The sequence below is a fragment of the Streptomyces sp. SA15 genome (assembly GCF_002291145.1).
GTDB lineage: Bacteria > Actinomycetota > Actinomycetes > Streptomycetales > Streptomycetaceae > Streptomyces.
On the sequence record NZ_NTGE01000095.1, the window covers coordinates 43,515 to 69,711 of the forward strand.

A 26,197-nucleotide genomic window follows, 5' to 3' on the forward strand; every position below is an offset into this window, starting at 1 on the left:
GTCACTGCTCCTGCTGTGGCTGCCGGGTGGGAGGGAAGTCTGCGGTGTCTGTGGTGTGCACGGCCAGTGTGCGGTCCGGGTTCAGGCGTACAACGATGTGGCGGCGCCACTTCGTGTCGTCGCGGTCGGCGTGGTCCTCTCGCCAGTGGCAACCGCGGGTCTCGTTCCGAAGCTGTGCCGCGGCGACCAGGACGCGTGACACGCACAGGAGGTTGGTGGCCTCCCAGGTGTCGACGCCGGGCTCGGCGGTCTTGCCGTTCTCGTGGAGGGCGTCGCGGGCGTCGGTGTGCAGTTGCTGGAGCTGGTCGGCAGCCTTCGCGAGGGACTCGGCGGAGCGCAGGACGCCCGCGCCCTGCGTCATGATCCGCTGGATCGCGAAACGCGCCTCGGGCTCGAGCAGGGGGTGCTCGGGCGTCTCGCGGTACGGCACCGGTTCCGGCACGCGCGCGTGGAGGCCGTCGGCCGCCCGGGCGGCCGCGATGTCCGCCGCGATGCGCTCGGCGTAGACCAGGCCCTCCAGGAGGGAGTTCGACGCCAGCCGGTTCGCGCCGTGCACGCCGGTGCAGGCGACCTCGCCGCACGCGTACAGGCCGGGGACGGTCGTACGGCCGTGGGAGTCGGTGCGGACGCCACCGGAGGCGTAGTGGGCGGCCGGGGCGACCGGGACGGTCTCGTGGACCGGGTCGATGCCGTGGGCGCGGCAGGCTGCGAGGATCGTCGGGAAGCGGTGCTCCCACATGTCGGCGCCGAAGTGCCGGGCGTCGAGGAACATGTGCTCGGCGTCCTGCTCCTGCATGCGGCGCATGATGCCCTTGGCGACGATGTCCCGGGGGGCGAGTTCGGCGAGTTCGTGCTGCCCGACCATGAAGCGCACGCCGTCGGCGTCGACGAGGTGGGCGCCTTCGCCGCGCACCGCCTCGGAGACCAGGGGCTGCTGGCCCTCCGCGTCCGGGCCGAGGAAGAGCACGGTGGGGTGGAACTGGACGAATTCCAGGTCGGAGACCTCCGCGCCCGCGCGGAGTGCGAGGGCCACGCCGTCGCCGGTGGACACGGACGGGTTGGTGGTCGCCGAGAAGACCTGGCCCATGCCGCCGGTGGCGAGGACGACCGCGGGGGCGTGCACGGCGCCCACGCCGTCGTGCTGGCCCTCGCCCATGACGTGCAGGGTGATGCCCGCGGTGCGGCCGTCGGCGTCCGTGAGCAGGTCCAGGACCAGCGCGTTCTCGACGGTACGCAGTCCCGCCTGTCGCCCACCACCCTTGCCCGAGAGCGCTTCGCGCTCGCCCCTCCTGACCGCGCGTACGGCCTCGACCAGCGCTCGGGAGATCTCCGCGCCGGTCGCGTCGCCGCCGGCGTGCGCGATGCGGCGGCGGTGGTGGCCGCCCTCGCGGGTGAGTTCCAGCCCGCCTGCGGAGGACTCGTCGAAGTGGGCGCCGGTCTCGATGAGGCGGCGCACGGCGTCGGGGCCCTCGGTGACGAGGATCCGTACGGCATCCTCGTCGCACAGGCCCACGCCCGCCACCAGCGTGTCGTCCAGGTGCTGTTCGGGTGTGTCGCCCTCGCCCAGGGCCGCCGCGATGCCGCCCTGAGCCCAGCGGGTGGAGCCGTCGTCGAGGCGGGCCTTGGTGACGACGACCGTCCGCAGGCCGGCGGCCTCGCAGCGCAGGGCGGCGGTCAGGCCGGCGACTCCGGAGCCGACGACGACCACGTCCGCGTCGATGTTCCACCCGGGCGCGGGCGCGTGCAGTCGTATGCCTGTGCTGGTCACGAGGCGGCTCCGAAGGTGAGGGGGATGTTGTCGATCAACCGGGTCGTCCCGACCCGGGCGGCGACGGCGAGAACGGCCTCGCCGGTGAAGTCGTCCTCGATCTCGGTGAAGTCGGACGGGTCGACCAGGGCCAGATAGTCCAGGGCGAGCGGGGGGTCGAGGCGGGCGGCCTCGTCGAGGACCAGGCGGGCGGCCGCGCGGACGGCCGACGGGGCACCCGGGAGTGCCTTCGCGACGGCGTGGGCGTCGGCCGCGGCGCGGGACTCCCCGATGGCGCTCAGTGCCTCGGCACGCGCGTGCGTGGCGGGCACTTCACGTGCCCGCGCGCGCAGCGCCTCCTGCGCGGCGTGCCGGTCGCGGCCCGCGAACAGCGCCTGGGACAGCGCGAGCGCGGTGCGCCGCTCGGCGGGCGAGAGGTAGCGGTTGCGGCTGGACAGGGCCAGGCCGTCCTCCTCGCGCACGGTCGGGACGCCGACGATCTCGACGCCGAAGTTCAGGTCCCGCACCATGCGGCGGATCAGGGCGAGTTGCTGGGCGTCCTTCTGGCCGTACAGCGCCACGTCGGGGCGGGTGAGGTGGAGCAGTTTGGCGACGATGGTGAGCATGCCGTCGAAGTGGCCGGGGCGGGAGGCGCCCTCCAGGCGCTCCCCCATGGGGCCCGCGCTGATGCGGACCTGGGGCTCGCCGCCCGGGTAGACCTCCTCGCCGGACGGGGCGAACACGGCGTCCGCGCCGGACTGTTCGGCGATCTTGACGTCTGCGTCCAGGGTGCGCGGGTAGCGGTCGAGGTCCTCGCCTTTGCCGAACTGCAGCGGGTTCACGAAGACGGTGACCACGACCTCGCCGTCCGGGCCGGCGATCTCGCGCGCGGTGCGTATCAGGGTGGCGTGGCCCTCGTGCAGGGCGCCCATGGTCATGACGACGGCACGGCGGCCCACGCGCGCGCGTGCGTGAAGTTCGCCGGCGGTGCGCAGCAGGGCTGTGGTCATCGAGCGTCCCCCTCGGTGCCGTTGGTCCCGTCGGCGAGTACCCCGAGGAGGTCCTCCGCGAGTTCCGGCTTCAGCAGCCCGTGGGCGAGCGCCCGGTCCGCGGTGGCGCGCGCCATCGCCAGATAGCCGGCGACGGCCTGCGGGGCATGCTCGCGCAGCTGTTCGACGTGGGCGGCGACCGTGCCGGCGTCTCCGCGCGCGACGGGGCCGGTGAGGGCCGCGTCGCCGGAGCGCAGGGCGTTGTCGAGGGCGGCGCCGAGCAGCGGGCCGAGCATCCGGTCGGGGGCCGCGACACCAGCCGTGCGCAGCAGCTCCAGAGACTGGGCGACCAGCGTCACCAGGTGGTTGGCGCCCAGGGCGAGGGCCGCGTGGTAGAGCGGGCGGTTGTCCTCGGCGATCCACTCGGGTTCGCCGCCCATCTCGATGACGAGGGCCTCGGCGGCCAGCCGCAGTTCGTCGGGCGCGGTCACGCCGAAGGAGCATCCGGCCAGGCGCTGGACGTCCACGGGGGTGCCGGTGAAAGTCATCGCCGGATGCAGGGCCAGCGGCAGCGCGCCCGCGCGCAGGGCTGGGTCCAGGACCTTCGCTCCGTACCGCCCGGAGGTGTGCACCAGCATCTGCCCCGGCCGCACGGCCCCGGTCTCGGCGAGGCCCTCGACGAGACCGGGCAGGGCGTCGTCGGGGACGGTCAGCAGCACCAGGTCCGCGCGCTCCATGACCTCGGCGGGCGGGACGATCGGTACATCGGGCAGCAGCTCCGCGGCGCGCCTTCTGGAGGCCTCGGAGACCCCGGACGCGGCCACCGGGCGGTGCCCGGCGAGTTGCAGGGACGCGGCGAGTGCGGGGCCCACCCGGCCGGCGCCGACGACGCCGACGGTGAGCCGCGCGGGGCGGTCCTTGGGGTCTGGCTGGTGGACTGTACTCACGCGACGGCGGCCTTCCCGTTCCAGTCCGCTCTGGGTACCGGACGATTTCTCGTCATGTTAACGCGATTGGTTCGAGGGTTGTTCGGTTGTCCACAGGCTGTGGGTTTCCGTACACCGGGCGGGCACGGGCGTCGTACGGGAATGCGGGTGCCCACGCGGACCGCCGCACGGCATGATCCGAGGCATGACGGACACGGCGGAAGAGAGCGGGCAGCAGTCGGCGCGGGTGCGGCTGCGGGAGCGGCGGACGGCCGCCTACCAGGGGGCGGAGCGCGTCCTGGCACGCGCGGGCTTCCGCAGCACACTCCGCGAACGACTCGCGCTGCTTCAGGACGCGGCACCGCAGGTGTACGACCTGGACGAGCCCGGCGACATGTACGGCAACCGGATCGTGGAAGCCCTGGAGGAGCGCGTCGCCGCGCTGTTGGGGACGGAGGCCGCCGCGTTCTTCCCGACCGGCACGATGGCCCAGCAGATCGCCCTGCGCTGCTGGGCCGGCCGCACCGGCAACTCCACGGTGGCGCTGCACGCGCTGGCCCACCCCGAGGTGCACGAACGAGGCGCGCTCAGCGAGGTCGCCGGACTGCGCCCGGTCCGCGTCACGAGCGAACCCCGGCTGCCGACGGCCGAGGAGGTCCGCGACTTCGAGGAACCCTTCGGGGCGCTGATGCTGGAACTGCCCCTCAGGGACGCGGGATTCGTTCTGCCCTCCTGGGAGGAGCTGACCGAGGTCGTGGAGGCGGCGCGCGAACGCGACGCTGTGGTGCACTTCGACGGCGCGCGCCTGTGGGAGACCACGGTCCACTTCGGCCGCCCTCTGGAGGAGATCGCAGGCCTTGCGGACAGCGTCTACGTGTCGTTCTACAAGTCCCTCGACGGCTTCGGCGGTGCCGCGCTCGCCGGGCCGCGGACCCTGGTGGAGGAGGCGAAGACCTGGCGGCACCGGTACGGCGGCGCGGTCTTCCAGCAGTTCCCCACGGTGCTGTCGGCGCTCGTGGGCCTGGAACGGGAACTGCCCCGGCTGCCGGAGTACGTGTCCCAAGCGCGCGTGGTCGCCGCCGCGCTGCGCGAGGGCTTCGCCGAGGCCGGCGTGCCGTGGGCGCGCGTGCACCCCGAGGAACCGCACACCCACCAGTTCCAGGTCTGGCTGCCGTACGACACGGACGTACTCGCAGAGGCCGCGGTGCGACAGGCCGAGCAGACGAAAACGCTGCTCTTCGCAGTGCCCTGGGCACGGGGCGGGCCGGGGCTGGGCGTCACCGAGGTCACCGTGCAGGCCGACGGCCTGGAGTGGACGGCCGACGATGTGAAGGCGGCGGTCGCGGACTTCGTTTCCCGGCTGGCCGATGACGACGCGGCTTCCGATTGACGGCGGCCGTCAATCGGAAGCCGCGTTGTCAGTGGCGGGATGCACCATGAGGGCATGGGCGTGCACATCGACATCGCGGGGCTGCGGCCGGAGAGGGTCGCCGTCGTGCCCTCACCCCTGGCCGAGCTCGGCATGGCGCTGCACGCGCTGTCCGAGCCGGGACACCATCCGGGCCTGCAGGGCTGGGTGACGGGCGTGACGGCCCGGCTCGACTCGCATCTGGCCGACCGGATGTGCGAGGCCGACTTCCTGTGGCGGACGCTGTTCTCGGACCTGTTCCTGCCGGCCGCGGGCATCCCGGGCGGTGCCACGCTCCCCGGCGCGACGCTCGCCGAGGACCTGGACCTGCTGGACAAGCTGACGGACGAGCAATTTGTCGACGCGGCACTGGAGTTCACCTGCTCCCTGCCGTACAGCACGCGCGGGACCACCGCGCTCTCCGACCCCGAGCTGCGCCGACGGGCGCTGGAGCTGGCCGCCGCGCGCGGGCCACGGCAGGTGCGCTTCAGCGAGCGGCTGCTGGCCGACCCGCCGCGGATCCGGGCCTGGCTGAGGCAGTTCCTGGAGGAATGCGACGAGGCGTTCTTCGCGGAGACCTGGTCCCGGCTGCGCCACCAGCTGGCCACGGACGCCCGGCGCAAGATGGACCTCCTGCGGCGCAAGGGCCTGGCCGAGGCGCTGGCCTCGGTGTCGCCGGCGGTGGCCCTGGACGAGTCCGCCGCGCGTATCACGGTCGACAAGCTGGGCGACCGCCGTACGGCCACGGGGGACGGCGGCCTGCTGCTCGTCCCCACCAGCCTGGGCTGGCCCCACCTGCTGGTCCTGCACCGGTACGACTGGCAGCCGGTGCTGCACTACCCGGTCGGCTCGCCGGAGCTCGCGGCCCCGCCCTCGGTCGAGCAGCTGACGCTGCGGATGGCCGCCCTGTCCCACCCGGTGCGGATGCGGCTGTGCCGCAGCCTTGCCCGCAGCGCGTTCACCACCAGCGAGCTGACCCAGGTGCACGGCATGACGGCCCCCGAGATATCCCGGCACCTGGGTGTGCTGAAGAAGGCGGGCCTGATCACCACGCGCCGCCGCGGCCGGTACGTCCTGCACCAGCTGGACGTGACCGTGGTGGCCCGGCTGGGCAGCGACTTCCTGGAAGGGATACTCCGGTAGCCGTCGCGCTCCCGCGCCTCAGCCGTTTCCGCCGGCCCGCACCAGCCCCGTCTCGTACGCCAGGACGACCACCTGCACCCGGTCCCGCAGCCCCAGCTTGGTCAGGATGCGGCCCACGTGGGTCTTGACGGTCGCCTCGGACAGCACCAGCCGGGCCGCGATCTCCCCGTTGGACAGTCCTTGGGCGACCAGCACCATGACCTCGCGCTCGCGGTCGGTGAGCCGCTCCAGCTCCTTGTGCTGGGATTCCTTGCCGGTGCTGGGCAGCATCGGCGCGAACCGGTCCAGGAGGCGCCGGGTGGTCGACGGCGCCACGACGGCGTCGCCGCTGTGCACAGAGCGGATGGCGGTGAGGAGCTCGCCGGGCGGCACGTCCTTGAGCATGAAGCCGGAGGCGCCCGCCTTCAGCCCCGAGAAGGCGTACTCGTCGAGATCGAAGGTGGTCAGGATCAGCACCTTCGGCGGGTCGGGCTCCGAGCAGATGCGGCGGGTCGTCTCCACGCCGTCCAGCTTCGGCATGCGGACGTCCATCAGGACGACGTCGACGGCGGTGGAGCGCAGTACCTGGAGGGCCTCGACGCCGTCGCCCGCCTCCGCCACGACCTCCATGTCCGGCTGGGCGGCGAGCACCATCCGGAACCCGGTGCGCAGCAGCACCTGGTCGTCGACGAGCATCACGCGGATCGTCATCGGAGCCTCTTCCGTGTCATCTTCCGTGTCCGTCAGCAGAATCGTTACAGGTGTCAATGGTCGACGTGCGAAGGCGTCAGTGCGCCGGTTTGAGCGGGAGCAGGGCACTGATGCGGAATCCTCCGCCGGGGCGCGGGCCCGCGTCCAGGGTGCCGCCGACCATGCCGACCCGCTCACGCATGCCGATCAGGCCGTGGCCCCGGCCGTCGGCGCCGCCCTCCTCGTACAGCTCGTGCGGGGCGCCCTTGCCGTCGTCCTCGACGAGCAGGCCGAGCCCGTCGTCGAAGTACACCAGGCGCACACTCGCACCCGCGTTCGGCCCGCCGTGCTTGCGCGTGTTGGTCAGCGCCTCCTGCACGATGCGGTACGCGGTGAGCTCGACGCCGCTGGGCAGGGGCCGCGGGGTGCCCTCGATCTTGAAGTCGACGGGCAGGCCGGAACCGCGGCACTGCTCGACGAGGTCCTCGATCTGCTCGACGTCGGGCTGCGGAACGTACTCGCCGCCCTCCTGGTGCTCGCCGGTGCGCAGCACGCCCAGCAGGCGGCGCATCTCGGCGAGGGCCTGGCGGCCGGTGGAGGAGATCGTCTCCAGGGCCTTCTTCGCCTGGTCGGGGGCCGCGTCGAGGACGTAAGCGGCTCCGTCGGCCTGCACCACCATCACCGACACGTTGTGCGCGACGACGTCGTGCAGCTCGCGCGCGATCCGGGCGCGCTCGGCGGCGACCGCGACCTTCGCCTGCGCCTCGCGCTCCTTCTCCAGGCGCGCGGCCCGCTCCTCCAGCTGCGCGAAGTAGGCGCGGCGGGTGCGGATCGAGTCGCCGAGCACCCACGCGAGGGCGAACGGCACCGTCTGGAGGATCATCAGCGCGATGTTGCCCGCGACGCCCGTCTGCTCGTTCGACCAGCGCAGCTGCGCCACGGGTGCCGCGCACAGGCCCCCGGCCAGCGCGAGCCGCGAGGCCCAGCGGGCGCCCGTCGCGGCCACGGTGTAGACGATCACCAGCAGGGCGAAGTCGGCGGCCGTCGTCTGGACATCCAGCACGACCTGCGCCACGCCGACCGCGACGGCCAGCAGCAGCATCTTCTCCGGCATGCGTCGGCGCAGCGCGATCACCAGGCACAACAGGAGAATGACCGGGACGATCGCCGCCGGTGAGTCGGTGCCGCGGGCCTCCTGACGGACCGCCTCGGACATCACCGAGATCCCCAACAGGGAGACGGCCCAGAAGCTGTCGACCCACGTCGGGTACCTGCGGAGAAAGTCGTAGAGGCGCTGCACGTAACCCAGCGTAGGGAAGCAAGATGCGTGCAGGGGTCAACCGGAGGGCCGATCCGTGCCGCCCGCGTGTACTCCGCAAGGTGGAGGCTGCGTTCCCCTGTGCGCTTAGCCTGGGCGCGTGACGGAGGTTTCGCAGGGCGAGTGGAGCGGCTGGCGGGCGGCGGCGGAGGCCGCGCTGTACGGGGCGGACGGCTTGTATCGCGGGGCCGAGGGGCCGGCCGCGCACTTCCGTACGTCCGTGCACGCGTCGCCGCTGTTCGCCCGGGCCGTGGCCCGGCTGCTGTGCCGGGTCGACGAGGCGCTGGGGCGGCCGGCCGCGCTGGACTTCGTCGACATGGCCGCCGGGCGCGGCGAGTTGGTCGCAGGGGTGCTCGCCGCCCTGCCGGCCGATGTGGCCGCACGCGCGCGTGGGTACGCCGTCGAGATCGCCGACCGCCCCGAAACCCTCGATCACCGGATCGAGTGGCTCGCCGAGCCGCCCAAGGGCGTCACCGGGCTGCTGTTCGCCAACGAATGGCTGGACAACGTACCCGTGGAGGTCGCCGAGGTGGACTCCGCGGGCGTACCGCGGCTGGTGCTCGTACGGCGGGACGGGCGCGAGCGGCTCGGGGAGCCGGTCTCCGGTGCGGAGGCGGAGTGGCTCGCGCGGTGGTGGCCGCTGCCGGCGGAGGAGGGGCTGCGGGCCGAGATCGGCCTGCCCCGGGACGAGGAGTGGGCGTCGGCGGTCGCGGCGGTCGACCGGGGGCTGGCCGTCGCCGTCGACTACGCGCACACCGCGGACACGCGGCCGCCCTTCGGGACGCTCACCGGCTTCCGCCAGGGGCGTGAGACGGCGCCCGTGCCGGACGGGTCGTGCGACATCACCGCGCACGTCGCGCTGGACGCGTGCACGCTCCCCGGGGGGCGCGTTCTGACCCAACGCGAGGCCTTGCGCGCCTTGGGCATCACGGGCGCACGCCCCCCACTCGAGCTCGCCTCCACCCGACCCGCGGCCTATGTGCGCGCCCTCGCGAGCGCCGGAGAGGCCGCCGAGCTCACCGCGGTGGGCGGGCTCGGCGACTTCGGGTGGCTGCTCCAGCCGGTGGGAGTTCCGGACGCACTCCTCAGGGAGCCACCCGGCGCGGGCCTACTTGTCGATGTCCCCGACCACGAAGAACAGTGATCCCAGGATCGCCACCATGTCCGCCACCAGCGTGCCCGGCAGCAGCTCCACCAGGGCCTGGATGTTGTTGTACGAGGCGGAGCGCAGCTTCAGCCGGTACGGAGTCTTCTCGCCCTTGCTGACCAGGTAGTAGCCGTTGATGCCGAGCGGGTTCTCGGTCCACGCGTACGTGTGGCCCTCAGGGGCCTTGAGGACCTTCGGCAGCCGCTGGTTGATCGGGCCGGGCGGCAGCTCGGCGAGCTGGTCGAGGCAGGCGTCGGCGAGGTCGAGGGAGTTGTGGGTCTGCTCCAGGAGGCACTCGAAGCGGGCCAGGCAGTCACCCTCCCTCCGGGTCACCACCTTCAGGGTGTCCTGCAGCTCGCCGTACGCCAGATAGGGCTCGTCGCGGCGCAGGTCGAAGTCGACGCCCGAGGCGCGCGCGATCGGCCCGCTCACGCCGTACGCGTGCACGGTCTCCGGCGCGAGGGCGCCCACGCCCCGCGTGCGCCCCCGGAAGATCTCGTTGCCGAGCACCAGATCGTCGAACCGGTCCATGCGCGAGCGCAGGGCCGCCACGGAGGCACGCGCGCGTGACGTCCATCCGGCGGGCAGGTCCTCCTTGAGGCCGCCGACGCGGTTGAACATGTAGTGCATGCGCCCGCCGGAGATCTCCTCCATGACGTGCTGGAGTTCCTCGCGCTCCGTGAAGGCGTAGAAGATCGGCGTGATCCCGCCCAGCTCCAGTGGGTACGAGCCCAGGAACATGAGGTGGTTCAGCACCCGGTTGAGCTCCGCGAGCAGCGTGCGGGTCCACACCGCGCGCGGGGGCACCTCCATGCCGAGCATGCGCTCCACGCCGAGGACCACGCCCAGCTCGTTGGAGAACGCCGACAGCCAGTCGTGCCGGTTGGCGAGCATGATGATCTGGCGGTAGTCGCGCGCCTCGAACAGCTTCTCCGCGCCGCGGTGCATATAGCCGATCACCGGCTCCGCGCGCGTGATGCGCTCGCCGTCCAGGACGAGCTTGAGGCGCAGCACACCGTGCGTGGACGGGTGCTGCGGGCCGATGTTGAGCACCATGTCGGTGCTCTCCGCGGCGCCGCCGATGCCTACCATGGTCTCCGTCGTAGGAGTCATGGACCCAGTCTCTCCTACGTACGCTGGCCCTATGGAGACGGGGAGCCCGGAGAACGCGGGGACAGCTGGGGTCGAGCCGACGGCCGGCGGGCAGGTGGGGACCGCGCCGGTGGAGGCCGAAACGGTGTGGATCGGGCTGCCGCCGGGGTTGCTGCGGATGCGACGGCTGCTGCTGGTGGTGTGGCTGGGACTGCTGGCCGTGGGCCTGGGGCTGCTGCTCGGGCTGCTCGCCGGGCCCGCCTGGGCGGCCTTCGCCCTGCTGCCGCTGGCCCTGATGGCGTGGGGCTGGGTGATGCTCGGCCGCAACTGGGCTTCCTGGCGGTACGCCGAACGCGCCGACGACCTGCTGATCAGCCGGGGCGTGCTGTGGCAGGAGGAGACCGTCGTGCCGTACGGGCGGATGCAGCTGGTCGAGGTGACCTCAGGGCCCGTCGAACGGCACTTCGGGCTGGCCAGCGTGCAGCTGCACACGGCGGCCGCGGCCACCGACGCGACCATCCCGGGCCTCGACCCGGCCGAGGCGGAACGGCTGCGCGACCGGCTCACCGAGCTCGGCGAGGCCCGATCGGCGGGCCTGTGACGACGCCGGGAGTCGACGGCGCCGTACGCGAGAGGCGGACCGTCACCGAGCGGCGGCTGCACCCCGTGACGCCGCTCAGGCGGGCGTGGGCGCCGATCGCCGTGGTCATCGGGTGGGCCGTGCACGACCCCGACCAGGCGCAGCGCCAGCTGACCCGGCTGACCACCACCACGCTGCTGATAGCCCTCGCCGTGCTCGTCCCGGCCGCCGCCCTCTACGGCTTTCTGACCTGGTGGTTCACTCACTTCGCGGTGACCGAGAGCGAACTGCGCATCCGGACCGGCCTGTTGTTCCGGCGCACCGCGCACATCCGGCTGGAGCGGATCCAGGCCGTCGACGTCACCCAGCCGCTGCTCGCGCGGGTCGCGGGCGTGGCGAAACTCAAACTCGACGTCATAGGCGCCGACAAGAAGGACGAACTCGCCTTCCTGGGGGAGGGCGAGGCGCGCGCCCTGCGCGCGGAACTCCTCGCGCGCGCCGCCGGTTTCGCGCCCGAGACGGCGCACGAGGTCGGCGAGGCACCCTCCCGCGAGCTGCTGCGCGTGCCGCCGGGCGTCCTCGCCGTCTCGCTGGTGCTGACCGGCGCGACCTGGGGCACGCTGGCCGCCGTGCTCGTCGTACCGCCCGTGCTGTGGCTGGCCACCGAGAGCGTGTGGACGGTCCTCGCGACCGCGCTGCCGCTGCTCGGCGCGGCGGGTGCGAGCAGTGTGGGGCGGTTCGTCGGCGAGTACGACTGGACGGTGGGCGAGTCCCCGGACGGGCTGCGGATCGACCACGGGCTGCTCGACCGCACGCACGAGACGGTGCCGCCGGGCCGCGTGCAGACCGTACGGATCGTGGAGCCGCTGCTGTGGCGGCGGCGCGGCTGGGTGCGGGTGGAGCTGGACGTGGCCGGGTCGTCCAACTCCGTGCTGGTGCCGGTCGCTCCGCGGGAGATCGCCGAGTCGGTCGTCGCGCGCGTGCTGCCCGGTGTGACCGTGCCGCCCCTGTCGGCGCTGTCCCTGCCGCCGCGCCGGGCCCGGCGGTGCGTGCCGGTGTGGTGGCGCGGCTACGGCCTCGCCGTCACCGACGCGGTGTTCACCGCGCGGCACGGGCTGCTGCGGCGCAGCCTGGCACTCGTACCCCACGCGAAGGTGCAGAGCGTACGGCTCTCTCAAGGGCCCTGGGAGCGCCTCTGGCGGGTCGCCGACGTGCACGTGGACACCGGGGCCAACAAGACGGTGACAGCGCGGCTGAGGGACGCCGAGGAGGCTGCGGAGCTGCTGCGGGGGCAGGCGGAGCGGTCACGGACGGGGCGCAGGGACGCTCGGCCGGACCGGTGGATGGCCTAGCCGCTCAGCCTTCAGGAGACCGGGCTCCTTCAGGAGACCGCGCTCCGCAACCCCTGCACGTCGATCTGCTCCGTCTCGTCGTGGGCCGTCAGGTCGATCACCTGGCCGACGCCCTTCGACTCCTCGTCCACCGGCTTGAACTCCGCCTCGGACTCAGCCTTGTGGAGGGCGAGCGCCTCCTGCCCCACGACGTCGGCGAGGTCCTCGTTCTGTACGGCCTCAAGCGCGGCCGGCGCGGCCCCCTGCTTCGTACCGAAGAAGTCGAAGCCGCCCTCGACGGCCGGACGCCGCACGGGCGTCGGCGGTACGACGGCCACCGCGGTCGGCGCGACGAAGTGCCCGGAGGGCTGCTGTGCGGGCTGCGCGCCCTTGGCCGTGGTGGTGGCGGCCGCCGCGCGCTCATGCCCGTCGACCGCCACGGGCTGCCCCTTGGCCTCGTCCTCCTGCGTGGGCGCCGTACCCGCCGACGTGGCCTCGGCCGTGGCGGAACCGGCCTTCACCGGCTCGCCCTTCGGGGCACTGTCCGCGGGCGGGGCGTCGTCGCCCTTGGGGGACCTTCCGCCCTTGGGGGACCTTCCGCCCTTCGGCGAGCCGTCGTCCTCCGGGGAACCGTCGCCCTTGGGCGAACCGTCACCCTGAGGCGACCTGTCGCCCTTGGGCAAACCGTCATCCTGAGGCGAACTGTCCTCCTTGGGTGAACTCTCGCTCTCCTCGTCGAACTTCTTCAGCGCCGCCTTCGCCCGCAGGAACAGCTTGGAACCCTCCGGCGAGAAGATCGCGGGAGCCACAGGCTCGGCCGCCGCTACCTCCGAGACGTCCGCGGTCTCCGTGGTGTCCGCGGCCTCCACGTCGCCGTCGGTCTCGCCGGTCTCTTCCGCGGACGCGGCAGGCGCAGGCAGCAGCTCACGCGCCGCCGGACCCGACGTCTCTATCTCCAGCAGCCGGCGGCCCTCCAGGGCGCTCGCCCGCTCGGTCTCCGCCGTGGCGTACCGCCGCAGCAGCGCGGCGTGTTCGTTGCGCAGACCCGCCAGCTCCGTGCGCTTCGCCCGCAGCCGCTGCTCCAGCTTGACGCGCAGTTCGCGCGACTCCTCGAGGTCGGTCTCCAGTTCGGCGACCCGCTCCTCGAACCGCCACTCGTCGCTCGCCCGCGCGCGCGTGAGGTCGGCGACCTGTTTGCCGGCCTGCGTGTCCCAGCGGCGCATGACGACCGCGCTGACGACCGCCGTCGCCGCGGCGGCCGCGGCCAGACCACGGAGCACCGTCTGCTCCGTGAACACCCAGGGGCCCAGCGCGCAGACGACCGAGACGCCTGCGATCGCCGACGGGGGCAGGAGCCTGTGCAAGGGCGGGGAATGGCGGTGACGTCCACGTGGCATGGCCAGAAACTTACCGCGCGTAGAGGAATCATGGTGCCCCGCCCCGTAAAAACACAGCCATCTCGCGGCCTTCACACGTCATCAGGAATCGGTTCGGTCGCCGAATTCGACCGAATCGGCAAAGAACAAGATCATTTCAGTGGCCACGCAGCCACCACTCACCCGCTGCTCAACCGCTCAGCCGCCCACTGATCCACTGCAGCGTCGCCGGAATCTCCCGCCGCCAGGTGTTGAAGTTGTGCCCGCCGCTATCCAGGATGATCGACGAGATGCGCGTCAGCTTCGTGTCCTTCACCCGCTCTATGAACTTCAGCGTGTCCCTGTAGTTCGACTCGCCGACCTTGCTGCTGGAGACGAGCAGTGAAGTGTCGGGCGCCGGCGTGTGCTTGAGGTACCACCACAGATTCGCGCGGTCGCGCAGGCCCTTGTCGCCCTGGAAGAGGTCGCCCGTGGTGGCGTCGATCGGCGCCTTGTAGTACGGCGACAGGCCTGCTCCGGCGGCGAACACGTCCGGGTGGTGCATGGCGAGCTTCAATGCGCAGTAGCCGCCCGTGGAATTGCCGATGACACCCCAACTGCCCGGTTTCCTGGCCACCCTGTAGTGCGCGCCCACGGCATCGGGCAGGTCCTTGGCGAAGAACGACTCCGTCCGCGGGCCGCCCGGGATGTCCACGCACTCGGTGTCCCGGGGCGGCGCCACCGTCGGCCGCAGCATCACCAGGATCATCGGCCGCATCCGGCCGTCCTTGGCGAGCCGCAGGGCCGTACGCGGGTATTCGAGTTTCTCCACCAGCGCCTTCGCCGTGCCCGGATAACCGGTGAGGACGACCGCCGCCGGGAACGCGCGCGTGCGGAACTCCGGCTGGAAGTACTCCGGCGGCAGGTACACGTACGCGGGCGTGGCGATGCTCGTAGTCCGGCCCACCACGGTGACCTCCTGGATCTGCCCGCCGGTCTGCGGCCGCGCCCCGCCCGCTCCCGGCACCGGCCGCGTGCCGACCACCCGAAGCGGGCCACTGTCCGGCGTGTGGTCGACGACCACGCCCTGGTCGTTCTCCTGCCCGAACAGGTCCGCCCAGGAGGCGTAGAAGCCGAAGGCCTGGTTGGCGGCCAGGCCCACCGCCCCGAAGAGCGCCAGCTGGGTGACGAGGAGCAGAACGACGCGTCCGCCGACGGCCGGCCAGGTCCGCCGGGCCAGCCGTGGCCACAGCCACACCGTGCCGACGAACAGCAGCACGGCGGACAGAACCGCCAGAGCCAGCGTCTTGTTGCTCGTGAGACCCATGGATGGTTACCTGCCTGCGCTTTCCGCCCGGCTCCTCACCGCCTTGGCAAGGGCTTGCCCCGGGCTTTCCTTGGCCTTTGAAACGGCTTGGCCGAGGAGAGTGAACCTCTCCCCCCGAGACACCGTCCTAGAGGGCGCAATGTCGCCGGATGCCCGAATCGGGCCCGGATCCAAGGTCTCTCGCGGAACTACGGGATGCGATGTCTGTCAGGACAGATGAGGAAATGTCGGGCGGGGTTCCGACCCGATCACACTGGGTGCGGCGCGTACTCCGTGGCCCGCGCCCCGAGGCCGTCCCCGTCCTCGTCGGCAGAGCCTGTGCCCTCGTGGGCCTCCTGGACATCGCCGCGGGCGTCTTCCCACGCTTCAGGCACAGCCGTATGCACACCATGGCCGAGGTGCTGCCCGGCGCGCTCGGCCCGTTCGCGGCCGCGCTCTCGCTCAGCGCAGGCGTGCTGTTGCTGCTGCTCGCCCACGGGCTGAAACGGGCCAAGCGCCGGGCCTGGCGCGCCGCCGTGGTGCTCCTCCCGGCCGGAGCGGTGGCGCAGTTCACCTACCGGCACTCCCTGGTGGGCGTGCTCATCTCGCTCGCGCTGCTCGCGCCCCTGCTGCGCCACCGCGACCAGTTCAGGGCACTGCCCGACCCACGCAGCCGATGGCGTGCGCTCGCCAACTTCGTCCTCATGGGCGCGGGTTCCCTCGCCCTGGGCCTGATCATCGTCAGCGCCCATCCGAACCGCCTGGTCGGCGACCCGAGCCTGGCCGATCGCATCACGCACGTCCTGTACGGCCTGGTCGGCTTCGAGGGCCCGGTCGACTACCACGGCAACACGTCCTGGACGGTCGCCTTCTCCCTCGGCGCCCTCGGCCTGCTCACCGCTATCACCACGATCTACCTGGCCTTCCGCCCCGAACACCCAGCCGCACGCCTCACCGACGAGGACGAGGCCCGGCTGCGCGCCCTGCTGGAGAAGCACGGCGGCCGCGACTCCCTCGGCCACTTCGCCCTGCGCCGCGACAAGGCCGTGGTCTTCTCCCCCAGCGGCAAGGCGGCGGTGACCTACCGCGTCATCTCCGGCGTGATGCTCGCCAGCGGCGACCCGATCGGCGACGTGGAGGCCTGGCCCGGCGCCATCGAGCGCTTCATGGACGAGGCCAAGGCCCACTCCTGGACCCCCGCCGTCATGGGCTGCTCCGAGACGGGCGGCGAGGTGTGGACCCGGGAGACCGGCCTGGACGCCCTCGAACTGGGCGACGAGGCGGTGGTGGACGTCGCGGATTTCTCGCTCGCCGGCCGCGCGATGCGCAATGTGCGCCAGATGGTCAAGCGCATCGAGCGCGCCGGTTACGAGACCCGGGTACGACGTGTCCGTGACCTCGGTGAGGCCGAGCTGGACCGCATCCGCCGCGCCGCCGACGACTGGCGCGGCACCGACACCGAACGCGGCTTCTCCATGGCGCTCGGCCGCATCGGCGACCCGGCCGACGGCGACTGCCTCATTGCCACCGCCCACAAGGCCGACGACCGGCCCGGTCCGTACGGCGACCTGAAGGCGATCCTGCACTTCGTGCCGTGGGGCACGGACGGCGTCTCCCTGGACCTGATGCGCCGCGACCGCTCGGCCGACCCCGGCATGAACGAACTGCTCATCGTGGCGGCTCTCCAGGCGGCCCCGCGCCTCGGCATCACGCGCGTGTCGCTCAACTTCGCGATGTTCCGCTCGGCCCTGGCACGCGGCGAGAAGATCGGCGCGGGTCCGGTGCTGCGCGCCTGGCGCGGGCTGCTGGTCTTCCTCTCCCGCTGGTTCCAGATCGAGTCCCTGTACAAGTTCAACGCGAAGTTCCGGCCCCGCTGGGAGCCCCGCTTCGTCGTCTACCGCGCCTCCGGCGACCTGCCGCGCATCGGCTTCGCCGCCATGCAGGCCGAGGGCTTCGTCAACCTGGCCCTGCCGCTGCCGCGCTTCCTGCGCCGCCGTACGACCCCGGCACGCGCGTGTGCCCACGGAACGGCGGAACGCAACGTCCGCGCGGCGTGACCCTGACCGGCCCGAGCGGAAGCCCCACCCCCTCCTCCAGTCCCGGGGGCTTCCGCTCGGGCCGCGGCGTCCTGCCGTCCCGCCCGGGGCCTACGCTGAGCGTATGAGCAAGCAGAGCGGACGCGGACGCGTCGCGGGCCTTCCGGAGTGGGACCGCTGCGCGGTCATGGGAGTCGTGAACGTCACCCCCGATTCCTTCTCCGACGGCGGCCGCTTCTTCGACACGACGGCCGCCGTCAAGCACGGCCTCGAACTGGTCACCGAGGGCGCCGACCTGGTCGACGTCGGCGGCGAGTCCACCCGCCCCGGCGCCACCCGCGTCGACGAGGCCGAGGAGCTCAAGCGCGTCATCCCCGTCGTCCGCGACCTCTCCTCCGAGGGCGTCACGGTCTCCGTCGACACCATGCGCGCCTGTGTCGCCGAGCGGGCCCTCGCGGCCGGCGCCGCCCTCGTCAACGACGTCAGCGGCGGCCTCGCCGACCCCGCGATGATCCAGGTCGTGGCCGCCTCCGAGGCCCCCTTCGTCGTCATGCACTGGCGCGGCTTCCTGCAGGGCGGCAACGTCAAGGGCGTGTACGACGACGTCGTCACCGAAGTCGTCGACGAACTGCACGCGCGCGTGGAGGCCGTTCTGGACGGCGGCATCGCCCCCGACCGCGTCGTCGTCGACCCCGGCCTCGGCTTCTCCAAGGACGCCGAACACGACCTCACTCTCCTCGCTCACCTCGACCGGCTGCTCGGCCTCGGCCACCCGCTGCTCGTCGCCGCCTCCCGCAAGCGGTTCCTCGGCCGCGTCCTGGCGGGCCCGGAAGGCGCGCCGCCGCCCGCACGCGAGCGAGACGCCGCCACGGCCGCCGTCTCCGCGCTCGCGGCGCACGCCGGCGCGTGGGCGGTGCGCGTGCACGAGGTGCGCGCGACGGCGGACGCGGTGCGGGTCGCACGCGCCGTGGAGGGGGCGCGTGCCGAGAAAGAGACGCGGGTCGCGGCAGGGGCGCCTGTCGCGGGCAACGGCGCAGAAGGAGCCCGGTGAGCGCCCCCCACACCGACGTCGAGCAGGTCGAGGCCGCCAACACCGCCTTCTACGAGGCGATGGAGCGGGGCGACTTCGAGGAGGTGTCCTCGCTCTGGCTCACCCCTGCCGACCTGGGCGTCGACGAGACGTACCACGACCCGGCCGACGTCGGCGTGGTCTCCTGCGTGCACCCCGGCTGGCCCGTCCTGACCGGTCGCGGCGAGGTCCTCAGGTCGTACGCCCTGATCATGGCGAACACCGACTACATCCAGTTCTTCCTCACCGACGTGCACGTCTCGGTCACCGGCGACACCGCCCTGGTGACCTGCACGGAGAACATCCTCAGTGGCGGCCCCGCCCCCGAGGGCGGCGAGGAACTCGGCCCGCTCGTCGGCCAGCTGGTGGTCGCCACGAACGTGTTCCGGCGCACACCGTCCGGCTGGAAGCTCTGGTCCCACCACGCCTCCCCGGTTCTGGCCGAAAACGACGAGGAGGAAGGCGACGACTCCCCGGCCTGAGTGGGTAGGCGACCCCATGGGCCACCCGCCCGCAGGGACCAAGAAGTGGTTGGAATCACGAACCCGTGGGTATGGGCGGCTACCAGCCCGTGAGCCGCCGGATTCCCCAGGGGAAACGCAAGGTGAAACCTCCTGGCCCCGGCTCGGGCCCGCGCCCCCGTGGCCCGGCCCTGTCAGTGCCCGCAGGTAGATTCGTTCGAGGTCGGTGTGCCGCCCGCACACGGTACGGACCGGCCGACACCGACGATTGCAGGAGTGATTCGCGTGGATCGTGTCGCGCTGCGCGGCCTGAAGGCCCGCGGGCACCACGGCGTGTTCCCCAAGGAGCGCGAGGAGGGCCAGACCTTCATCGTGGACCTCGTCGTGGGCCTGGACACCCGGCCGGCCGCCGCCGACGACGACCTGGCGAAGACCGTGCACTACGGCATCGTGGCGGAGGAGGTCGTGGCCGTCGTCGAGGGCGAGCCCGTCAACCTCATCGAGACGCTCGCCGAGCGCATCGCCCAGGCCTGTCTGAAGCACGAAGGGGTCCAGGAGATCGAGGTCTGCGTCCACAAACCCGACGCGCCGATCACAGTCCCCTTCGACGACGTGACCGTCACCATCACCCGGAGCCGAGTATGACCGCGTTCTTCACCGAGGGTCAGAGCGACCCGACCGTACAGCCGGTACCCGCCTCCGTCGTCGAGAAGGTCGATGCCGCCGATACCACCCTCCACAACCCGCAGTGGGCCGTGATCTCCCTCGGCTCCAACCTCGGCAACCGCCTGGAAACCCTCCAGGGAGCCATCGACGCCCTCGAGGACACGCCGGGCCTCCGCATCAAGGCGGTCTCCCCGGTGTACGAGACGGAGCCGTGGGGCGTCGAGCCCGGCAGCCAGCCGTCGTACTTCAACGCGGTTGTGCTGCTGAAGACCACCCTCCCCCCGTCCTCGCTCCTGGAGCGGGCACACGCGGTCGAGGAGGCCTTCCACCGGGTACGGGACGAGCGCTGGGGCGCGCGCACCCTCGACGTCGACATCGTCGCGTACGCCGACGTCGTCACCGACGATCCGCAGCTCACCCTCCCCCACCCGCGCGCCCACGAACGCGCGTTCGTCCTCGTGCCCTGGCACGACCTGGAGCCCGAGGCGCAGTTGCCCGGACGCGGCGCGGTCGCCGATCTCCTCGACACCGTCACCCGCGACGGCATCGCTCCACGCAAGGACCTGGAACTCCGGCTGCCCGAGTAGCCGTTAAGGTCAAGACGACCACATTTCGTGGACCCTCGGGGGAGCTGAAGGGACACCGTGAGAGAGCTGCGCATCAGGGTGCTGGCCGGCGTCTTCGTCGTCGCCGGCATCCTGTCCTGGGCGGGCGCCCGCCTGTGGAACTCGGTCGGGACCCTGCCCAGCGTCCCCCTGGCCGCCCCCATCGTCCTCGCCCTGATCGCGGTGGTCCTGCTGGCCACGGCGCTGTCGATCCGGGCCCGCCTCAAGGCCCAGCGCGAGCGGCGCCCCGAGGCGAAGGGCGTCGACCCCCTGATGGCGGCCCGCGCGGTCGTCTTCGGCCAGGCCAGCGCCCTGGTCGCCGCCCTCGTCTCCGGCATGTACGGCGGCGCCGGCGTCTTCCTCCTGGAGTCCCTCGACATCCCCGCCCGCCGCGACCAGGCCATCTACGCCGGCTTCTCGGTCCTGGCCGGCATCGCCGTCATAGCGGCGGCCATCTTCCTGGAGCGCGTGTGCAAGCTCCCGGAGGACGACGAACACAACGGCGCGGGGGCGGCTCCGGCGGCCTGATCATCGCCGGGCTCACCAGGGCTGGCGGGCGAGGTGACCGCTGACCAGGAAGCCGGGGTGGGGGTCGAGGCGGTAGCTGTAGAGGGTGAACGGCTTGGCGCCCTCGGCTCTGCGAAGGCGGACGTCGCGCACCTCGACCCAGCTGGACTCGTCCGGTTCCAAGGGGTGGTACTGGGGCTGAAAGGTACCTCGCGCTTTCCAACGGTCGGTGACGACGAGGGCGGAGGCCGATCCCTTCGGGCGCGGAGTGAACCTCGCGCCGATGATCCCCGCCAGCTCCTCCAGGAACGGCACGTTGCTGCTGACCACAGTGCGCCCGTCCCACTTCTTGTGGCGGAAGCCATCTCCTTCGATGTATCCGTCCAGAAAGCCGTCGAAGGTGTCGATGTCGCGGAGGACCACGCGCGGAAACCGCTGCCGCATGTGATGCGCGTCACCTCCCACATACTGCCGCATCGCATCGGCCAGGTACGACGAAACAACCCGCACACGAAAGCCCGGGACGTCTCGCTTGAGGTACCCGGAGGGTCGCGTTACCGGTTCCAGCTGAGCCGGCAGTCCAGTCGCCTTGGTCAGGCACTCGGCGTACCGCGCGGCGAAGTCCTCCTCATTGACGACGAGGGATACGCAGTTCTTGCCGACCGTACCGTCTGCGCATGTGGCCCCGACAAAGTAGCCGAACTCGTAGCCGGGCCGGATCGTCAGCCGCTCTCGGCACAGCTTCTTCGTATGCGTCCAGGCGAGCATGCACCCTCCCCCCTCCACCGCGGGCACCCAGCCATCCGGGGTGCTCAGCTCCTGTTTCGCGGCCACAGTGAACGTCACGCGATCGGTCACCACATCCACGACTTCACGCGCCTTGACCGCCGTCATCTCAACGACGGTCGTCTGCACAGTCCGCGTACCGTCCAGGCTCCAGAGCTTGGAGCCCACTTCAACGTTCCTGGCCTGCCGGTATCCTCCGACGACGCTCACCAGTTGCTTGCTGGGCAGCCCATACCCCACCGCGATCCCCCTTGATCAGCGATCAACTCCACTGATCAAGGACCGTATCGGGCACCACTGACAATCGGGTCAGCGCGCCAGTATCAGGCTCATTGCCTCGGCCCGGGTCGTAGCATCCCGAAGCTGACCTCGCACCGCCGACGTCGTGGTCTTGGCGCCCGGCTTGCGGATTCCGCGCACCGACATGCACATGTGCTCGGCCTCGATGACGACGATCACGCCACGCGCCTCCAGAATCCGCATCAGGGAGTCGGCGATCTGCGTGGTGAGTCGTTCCTGCACCTGCAGACGACGGGCAAACACCTCCACCAGACGCGCCAGCTTCGACAGGCCAGTAATCTTGCCCGTTTCTGACGGAATGTACCCAACGTGAGCTACGCCATGAAATGGCAACATATGATGTTCACAGAGGCTTACGATCTCAATGTCCTTCACCAGGACCATCTCATCGTGCCCGATATCGAACGTGGTCGTCAGGACATCCTCAGGCTGCTGCGTATGCCCCGCCATGAGTTCGCGATACGCCCGCGCCACCCGCGCCGGAGTCTCCAGGAGGCCCTCGCGGTCGGGGTCCTCGCCGACCGCGATCAGCAGTTCGCGTACGGCGTTCTCGGCACGCTTCTCGTCGAATTCGCCGATGGGGCCCTCGCCGTCCAGCGTCACGGGGTCGGTCATGTGGTGCCTCTGTTCCTAGGTGTCCCGCATGCGGTGTCCTGCATGCGCATACGACAGTGCCGCGCCCCCCAGGGTAAGACCAGGGGGGCGCGGCATGAATTCCGGGCCTGTTGAGGCCTCAGAGGCCAGGAGATCAGCTCTCCGGGCGCTCCTCGGGGGCCGGTTCCGTCGCCGGGGACGGCTCCGCCGCGGTGGCCTTCGCGGTGGTGATCGCCGGCGTCGCACCGTTGGCGCCGTTCGTCAGTGCGAGCTCCTTGGGGGAGAGCACCGGCGGACGGGTGGACGGTGTACGACGGGACGAGCCGGTCCACGCGGGCCGCGGGGGGCGCTTGACGATGGGGGCGAAGATCTCGGCGATCTCCTCCTTGCCCAGCGTCTCCTTCTCCAGCAGCTGAAGCACCAGGTTGTCGAGGACGTCGCGGTTCTCGACCAGGATCTCCCAGGCCTCGTTGTGCGCGTTCTCGATGAGCTTCTTGACCTCTTCGTCGACCAGCGCGGCGACCTCTTCCGAGTAGTCGCGCTGGTGAGCCATCTCACGTCCGAGGAACGGCTCGGTGTTGTCGCCACCGAACTTGATGGCACCCAGGCGCTCGGTCATGCCGTACTGCGTGACCATCGCGCGGGCCGTGGCCGTGGCCTTCTCGATGTCGTTCGCCGCGCCCGTGGTCGGGTCGTGGAAGACCAGCTCCTCGGCCGCTCGGCCGCCCAGCATGTACGCGAGCTGGTCGAGCATCTCGTTGCGCGTGGTCGAGTACTTGTCCTCGTCCGGCAGGACCATCGTGTAGCCGAGGGCCCGGCCTCTCGACAGGATCGTGATCTTGTGGACCGGATCGGAGTTCGGTGAGGCCGCCGCGACCAGGGCGTGACCGCCCTCGTGGTACGCGGTGATCTTCTTCTCCTTGTCCGACATGATCCGGGTCCGCTTCTGCGGGCCCGCCACGACTCGGTCGATGGCCTCGTCGAGCATGTGGTTGTCGATGAGCTTCTTGTCCGAGCGGGCGGTGAGCAGCGCGGCCTCGTTGAGGACGTTGCTCAGGTCCGCGCCGGTGAAGCCCGGCGTACGGCGGGCGACCGCCGACAGGTCGACGTCCGGAGCGACCGGCTTGCCCTTCTGGTGAACCTTGAGGATCTCCAGACGGCCCTGCATGTCCGGGCGGTCGACCGCGATCTGGCGGTCGAAGCGGCCGGGGCGCAGCAGCGCCGGGTCGAGGATGTCCGGGCGGTTCGTCGCGGCGATGAGAATCACACCGCCCTTGACGTCGAAGCCGTCCATCTCGACGAGGAGCTGGTTCAGGGTCTGCTCGCGCTCGTCGTGACCGCCGCCGAGGCCGGCGCCGCGATGGCGGCCGACCGCGTCGATCTCGTCGACGAAGACGATCGCCGGGGCGTTCGCCTTGGCCTGCTCGAACAGGTCACGGACTCGGGAGGCACCGACACCGACGAACATCTCGACGAAGTCGGAACCGGAGATCGAGTAGAAGGGGACGCCGGCCTCGCCCGCGACGGCGCGCGCCAGCAGGGTCTTGCCGGTGCCGGGAGGGCCGTACAGCAGTACGCCCTTGGGGATCTTCGCCCCGACGGCCTGGAACTTCGCCGGTTCCTGGAGGAACTCCTTGATCTCGTGCAGCTCCTCGACGGCCTCGTCCGAGCCTGCGACGTCCGAGAACGTCGTCTTCGGGGTGTCCTTGGTGATGAGCTTCGCCTTGGACTTCCCGAAGTTCATGACCCGGGAGCCGCCGCCCTGCATCTGGTTCATCAGGAACAGGAAGACGACCACGATGAGGACGAAGGGGAGCAGGGACAGCAGGATCCCGACGAAGGCGTTCTGCTTCGTCGGCGAAACCGTGTAGCCGTCCGGGATCTGCTTGTCCTGGTACTTGTTCTGCAGGGTGCCGGCGATGGTCACACCCTGGTCGCCGATGTAGCTCGCCTGGATCTTCGAGCTGCCCTCGATCTTTACGCCGTCCTTGAGCTGGACCTTGATGGTCTGCTCGTCGCCGGTGGTCAGCTTGGCCGATTCGACCCTGTTGTTATTGATCGCCTGGACGACCTGGCCGGTGTCCACCGTCTTGTAGCCGCCGGACGAGCCGACGACCTGCATCAACACGACCACGGCAAGGACGGCCAGCACGATCCACATGACCGGCCCACGGAAGTATCGCTTCACGTCCATCCATACGGAGCGGTGCCGCCCCGTCCCTCCTGCCATAGTGAGTTTGATAAGACAGTTCTTCTGACGGTACCCCAGCTTTGGCGCGCGAATTCGCGCGGGACGGCTGGCAAACCCGTCTGCACGCTTCAACGGCGCGGGACCCGCAGGGGTTCCCGATCTTCGTACAGCGCCTGGCCCTTTGGGTCAGCCGCCGTAGACGTGGGGCGCGAGCGTACCGACGAACGGGAGGTTGCGGTACTTCTCGGCGTAGTCGAGTCCGTACCCGACGACGAACTCGTTGGGGATGTCGAAGCCGACCCACTCGACGTCGATGGCGACCTTGGCTGCCTCGGGCTTGCGCAACAGGGTGCACACCTTCAGGGAGGCGGGCTCGCGCGAGCCGAGGTTGGAGATCAGCCAGGACAGGGTCAGGCCGGAGTCGATGATGTCCTCGACGATCAGGACGTGCTTGCCCTTGATGTCGGTGTCGAGGTCCTTGAGGATCCGCACGACGCCGGAGGACTGGGTGCCCGCGCCGTAGGAGGACACCGCCATCCAGTCCATGGTGACGGGGGTGGACAGCGCCCGGGCCAGGTCTGCCATGACCATCACCGCGCCCTTGAGGACGCCGACGATCAGCAGGTCCTTGCCCGCGTACTCCGCGTCGATCTTCGCGGCCAGCTCGGCCAGCTTCGCGTCGATCTCTTCCTTGGTGATGAGCACCTGCTTGAGGTCGGCACCCATGTCTTTCGCGTCCACCCGCATCACTTTCGGTCGTCCCGCACTTACGGCCCTGCACTACGGCCCTCGGCAGGCCCGCCGGATTCAGCCTTGCCGAATCACCAGTCTGCCACCCTGCCGCTGGGCGACGACTTTGCCCGGGAGATTGATGGCCCCCTGACCGCGCCAGCCGGTGATCAGCCGGTCGACTTCCTCGAGGTGACGGGCGAAGAGGGAGCCCGCGGGGGCGCCGGCCTCGATGGCGGCGCGGCGCAGGATGCGGCGGCGTACGGCGGGCGGCAGGGCGTAGAGCTTGGCGCACTCCAGGAGGCCGGCGGCGTCGCGTACGGAGGCCTCGGCCTGGCGGGCCCAGGTGTCGAGGGCGTCGGCGTCGTCGCGGGAGAGCTGAGCCGTGCGGGCGAGGGCTTCGACGACGCCCTTGCCGAGCGCCTTCTCCAGGGCGGGCAGGCCCTCGTGGCGCAGGCGGGACCTCGTGTACGCGGGGTCGGCGTTGTGGGGGTCGTCCCAGACGGGCAGGGACTGGACCATGCAGGCCTTGCGGGCGGTCTGCCGGTCGACTGAGAGGAAGGGGCGCCGGTAACGGCCGTCGGCCCCCGAGACCGCGGCCATGCCGGACAGGGAGCGGATGCCGGAGCCGCGGGCGAGGCCGAGCAGCACGGTCTCGGCCTGGTCGTCGCGGGTGTGGCCGAGCAGGACGGCGATGGCGCCGTGCCGGACGGCCATGGCGTCGAGGGCGGTGTACCGGGCGTCGCGGGCGGCGGCCTCGGGCCCGCCTTCGCGGCCGACGGTCACGGCGGTGGACTCGACCGGGTCGAGGCCGAGTTCGCGCAGGCGCAGGACGACTTCCTCGGCGCGCAGGTCGGAGCCGGGCTGCAGGCCGTGGTCGACGGTGACGCCGCCGGCGCGGATGCCCAGCTTGGGGGCCTCGAAGGCGAGGGCTGAGGCCAGGGCCATGGAGTCGGCGCCGCCGGAGCACGCCACGAGCACGAGCGGCGACGACGGGCGCTCGTGCGGGGTCTGCCCGGGGGACGGTGGGGTGGGCTGGGAGTTCTGCTCGGTGAGGATGTCGTGGAGGACGCGGCGGACCGCCAGGCGTATCGCCGCGACCGCAGGATGGGGACCCATGTCCGGTTCCCTTCATGAAGTTGTCGGGGGTGAGCCCGAGCTCGGTCACTCAGAGTGTGTAGATGGTGACAGAACCGGGCCGTTCCCCGAGCATTGCACGCCTACCCATGCCTCACGGTCCCT

General features: G+C 71.3%; 24 protein-coding genes. 11 read left to right on the forward strand and 13 right to left on the reverse strand.

Going from position 1 to position 26,197, the window contains the following annotated elements:
* Position 1: 1 nt before the first annotated feature.
* The 3 genes from CLM62_RS18770 to CLM62_RS18780 are packed head-to-tail and all read right to left on the reverse strand — an operon-like array spanning position 2 to position 3,683.
* A complete protein-coding gene (locus tag CLM62_RS18770; protein WP_095751046.1) occupies positions 2-1,768 on the reverse strand; it encodes an L-aspartate oxidase in 1,767 nt (588 codons plus the stop codon).
* Entirely contained in the window at positions 1,765-2,757 is a 993-nt protein-coding gene (panC, locus tag CLM62_RS18775) for a pantoate--beta-alanine ligase (protein ID WP_095751047.1), read from the reverse strand. The genes CLM62_RS18770 and panC overlap by 4 nt, the downstream gene beginning before the upstream one ends.
* Positions 2,754-3,683 (reverse strand): Rossmann-like and DUF2520 domain-containing protein, encoded by a 930-nt coding sequence (locus CLM62_RS18780; RefSeq protein ID WP_095751048.1) that lies wholly within the window; start codon positions 3,681-3,683, stop codon positions 2,754-2,756. The genes panC and CLM62_RS18780 overlap by 4 nt, the downstream gene beginning before the upstream one ends.
* Positions 3,684-3,867: 184 nt before the next feature.
* Here CLM62_RS18780 and CLM62_RS18785 point away from each other — a divergent pair, with 184 nt between their 5' ends.
* Both CLM62_RS18785 and CLM62_RS18790 read left to right on the forward strand, forming a co-directional pair.
* A complete protein-coding gene (locus tag CLM62_RS18785) occupies positions 3,868-5,052 on the forward strand; it encodes a low specificity L-threonine aldolase (protein WP_095751049.1) in 1,185 nt (394 codons plus the stop codon).
* 54 nt (positions 5,053-5,106) lie between these two features.
* Positions 5,107-6,213, forward strand: a complete 1,107-nt coding sequence (locus CLM62_RS18790) for a DUF5937 family protein (protein ID WP_095751050.1) — start codon at positions 5,107-5,109, stop codon at positions 6,211-6,213.
* A gap of 18 nt (positions 6,214-6,231) precedes the next feature.
* Here the strand turns inward: CLM62_RS18790 and CLM62_RS18795 are convergent, their stop codons facing one another.
* On the reverse strand, positions 6,232-6,903 hold the full coding sequence (locus CLM62_RS18795) for a response regulator transcription factor (RefSeq protein ID WP_095751051.1): 672 nt from the start codon (positions 6,901-6,903) through the stop codon (positions 6,232-6,234).
* 76 nt (positions 6,904-6,979) lie between these two features.
* Complete coding sequence (locus CLM62_RS18800) at positions 6,980-8,182, reverse strand: sensor histidine kinase (protein ID WP_095751052.1); 1,203 nt, start codon at positions 8,180-8,182, stop codon at positions 6,980-6,982.
* Between the two features lie 118 nt (positions 8,183-8,300).
* Between CLM62_RS18800 and CLM62_RS18805 the strand changes: the two genes are divergently transcribed.
* Positions 8,301-9,344, forward strand: coding sequence for an SAM-dependent methyltransferase (locus CLM62_RS18805; RefSeq protein ID WP_095751053.1), 1,044 nt, complete (start codon positions 8,301-8,303; stop codon positions 9,342-9,344).
* On the opposite strand, the gene CLM62_RS18810 is transcribed toward CLM62_RS18805, so the two are convergent.
* The gene (locus CLM62_RS18810; protein WP_095751054.1) at positions 9,309-10,460 is read right to left on the reverse strand and encodes an NADH-quinone oxidoreductase subunit D; all 1,152 of its coding nucleotides are present in this window, start codon (positions 10,458-10,460) and stop codon (positions 9,309-9,311) included. The genes CLM62_RS18805 and CLM62_RS18810 overlap by 36 nt on opposite strands.
* Before the next feature lie 31 nt (positions 10,461-10,491).
* Here CLM62_RS18810 and CLM62_RS18815 point away from each other — a divergent pair, with 31 nt between their 5' ends.
* Complete coding sequence (locus CLM62_RS18815) at positions 10,492-11,040, forward strand: PH domain-containing protein (protein WP_095751055.1); 549 nt, start codon at positions 10,492-10,494, stop codon at positions 11,038-11,040.
* Positions 11,037-12,371 carry a PH domain-containing protein gene (locus CLM62_RS18820; protein ID WP_095751056.1) on the forward strand — a complete coding sequence of 445 codons (1,335 nt, stop codon included), beginning with the start codon at positions 11,037-11,039 and terminating at the stop codon, positions 12,369-12,371. The genes CLM62_RS18815 and CLM62_RS18820 overlap by 4 nt, the downstream gene beginning before the upstream one ends.
* Positions 12,372-12,400: 29 nt before the next feature.
* Here the strand turns inward: CLM62_RS18820 and CLM62_RS18825 are convergent, their stop codons facing one another.
* Both CLM62_RS18825 and CLM62_RS18830 read right to left on the reverse strand, forming a co-directional pair.
* Positions 12,401-13,747, reverse strand: coding sequence for a hypothetical protein (locus CLM62_RS18825; RefSeq protein WP_095751057.1), 1,347 nt, complete (start codon positions 13,745-13,747; stop codon positions 12,401-12,403).
* A 169-nt stretch (positions 13,748-13,916) separates the two neighbouring features.
* Positions 13,917-15,032, reverse strand: a complete 1,116-nt coding sequence (locus CLM62_RS18830; RefSeq protein ID WP_095751058.1) for an esterase family protein — start codon at positions 15,030-15,032, stop codon at positions 13,917-13,919.
* Between the two features lie 224 nt (positions 15,033-15,256).
* Between CLM62_RS18830 and CLM62_RS18835 the strand changes: the two genes are divergently transcribed.
* The 6 genes from CLM62_RS18835 to CLM62_RS18860 all read left to right on the forward strand — a co-directional run bounded on the left by CLM62_RS18835 (position 15,257) and on the right by CLM62_RS18860 (position 20,376).
* Entirely contained in the window at positions 15,257-17,068 is a 1,812-nt protein-coding gene (locus CLM62_RS18835) for a phosphatidylglycerol lysyltransferase domain-containing protein (RefSeq protein WP_095751059.1), read from the forward strand.
* Positions 17,069-17,171: 103 nt separating this feature from the next.
* Positions 17,172-18,098: a dihydropteroate synthase gene (gene folP, locus CLM62_RS18840; protein ID WP_095751060.1), complete on the forward strand. Its 927-nt coding sequence runs from the start codon at positions 17,172-17,174 to the stop codon at positions 18,096-18,098.
* Positions 18,095-18,598, forward strand: a complete 504-nt coding sequence (locus CLM62_RS18845; protein ID WP_095751061.1) for a nuclear transport factor 2 family protein — start codon at positions 18,095-18,097, stop codon at positions 18,596-18,598. Before folP ends, CLM62_RS18845 begins: the two co-directional genes overlap by 4 nt.
* Positions 18,599-18,862: 264 nt before the next feature.
* Positions 18,863-19,222, forward strand: a complete 360-nt coding sequence (folB, locus tag CLM62_RS18850; protein ID WP_095751062.1) for a dihydroneopterin aldolase — start codon at positions 18,863-18,865, stop codon at positions 19,220-19,222.
* Complete coding sequence (folK, locus tag CLM62_RS18855) at positions 19,219-19,830, forward strand: 2-amino-4-hydroxy-6-hydroxymethyldihydropteridine diphosphokinase (RefSeq protein ID WP_095751063.1); 612 nt, start codon at positions 19,219-19,221, stop codon at positions 19,828-19,830. Before folB ends, folK begins: the two co-directional genes overlap by 4 nt.
* A gap of 57 nt (positions 19,831-19,887) precedes the next feature.
* Complete coding sequence (locus CLM62_RS18860; protein WP_095751064.1) at positions 19,888-20,376, forward strand: DUF3180 domain-containing protein; 489 nt, start codon at positions 19,888-19,890, stop codon at positions 20,374-20,376.
* Between the two features lie 12 nt (positions 20,377-20,388).
* Here the strand turns inward: CLM62_RS18860 and CLM62_RS18865 are convergent, their stop codons facing one another.
* From CLM62_RS18865 to tilS, 5 genes are all read right to left on the reverse strand, one after another.
* Complete coding sequence (locus CLM62_RS18865) at positions 20,389-21,309, reverse strand: hypothetical protein (protein WP_257003911.1); 921 nt, start codon at positions 21,307-21,309, stop codon at positions 20,389-20,391.
* Between the two features lie 141 nt (positions 21,310-21,450).
* Complete coding sequence (gene folE / locus CLM62_RS18870; RefSeq protein ID WP_095751065.1) at positions 21,451-22,056, reverse strand: GTP cyclohydrolase I FolE; 606 nt, start codon at positions 22,054-22,056, stop codon at positions 21,451-21,453.
* A 133-nt stretch (positions 22,057-22,189) separates the two neighbouring features.
* A complete protein-coding gene (gene ftsH / locus CLM62_RS18875) occupies positions 22,190-24,229 on the reverse strand; it encodes an ATP-dependent zinc metalloprotease FtsH (protein WP_095751066.1) in 2,040 nt (679 codons plus the stop codon).
* 183 nt (positions 24,230-24,412) lie between these two features.
* The gene (gene hpt / locus CLM62_RS18880; protein ID WP_055523757.1) at positions 24,413-24,973 is read right to left on the reverse strand and encodes a hypoxanthine phosphoribosyltransferase; all 561 of its coding nucleotides are present in this window, start codon (positions 24,971-24,973) and stop codon (positions 24,413-24,415) included.
* 60 nt (positions 24,974-25,033) lie between these two features.
* Positions 25,034-26,074 (reverse strand): tRNA lysidine(34) synthetase TilS, encoded by a 1,041-nt coding sequence (gene tilS, locus CLM62_RS18885; RefSeq protein ID WP_095751067.1) that lies wholly within the window; start codon positions 26,072-26,074, stop codon positions 25,034-25,036.
* Positions 26,075-26,197 lie beyond the last annotated feature (123 nt).